Origin of the sequence: Mesorhizobium sp. M7A.F.Ca.US.014.04.1.1 (genome assembly GCF_003998745.1) — a bacterium.
Lineage (GTDB): Bacteria > Pseudomonadota > Alphaproteobacteria > Rhizobiales > Rhizobiaceae > Mesorhizobium > Mesorhizobium ciceri.
This window is the reverse complement of the sequence record NZ_RZRW01001388.1, coordinates 1-550: the sequence shown is the minus strand read 5'-3', so window position 1 is coordinate 550 and position 550 is coordinate 1. Positions and strand designations below refer to the sequence as shown.

The following is a 550-nucleotide window of genomic DNA, read 5'->3' as shown; positions in this document are numbered from 1 at the left end:
GCCCTGGCAAAGGATGTCCTGACTGCGGGCAAAGCGAACGATCGCATTGACCGTCAGAAAATAGGGCGCGTATTGCAGCTTCTCGATGAGCTGCAATTCATGCCTGAGCGTGCCGACAACCTTGTCCGGCACACCTTCGGGAAAGCGCTCCTTCGCGCCTTCCCATGTCAGTTTCTCCAAGGCCTGCTGCGGTGTCAGACCCGGCAGCATGCGCTCCTCGGGATATCGATAGGCAAGCTCGCCCAATGAGAACCGGCAACGCTCGGCGATTTCAAGCGTCCGCGTAAGCGCCTCGGGGTAGCGACCAAAAAGCCGTGCCATTTCGTCCGGCGGTTTCAGGTAGCGGTCGGCATGCCGCTCGCGGCGAAACCCGGCATCATCGATCGTGACATTGTGGCGGATGCAGGTGACGATATCCTGCAGAATGCGCCGTGATGGTTTATGGAAAAGGACATCATTGGTGACGACCGTTAGCACGCCGGCCTGTCCGGCAAGATTGGACAGATCGAGCAGCCGCAGCGCGTCATTGGGACGGCGCAGCAGCGTAAGC

General features: G+C 59.8%; 1 pseudogene. It reads right to left on the bottom strand.

Annotation, left to right across the window (positions count from 1 at the left end):
* Positions 1-550 (bottom strand): annotated as a pseudogene (gene dnaE2, locus EOA22_RS36705) (error-prone DNA polymerase); the annotation flags it as partial.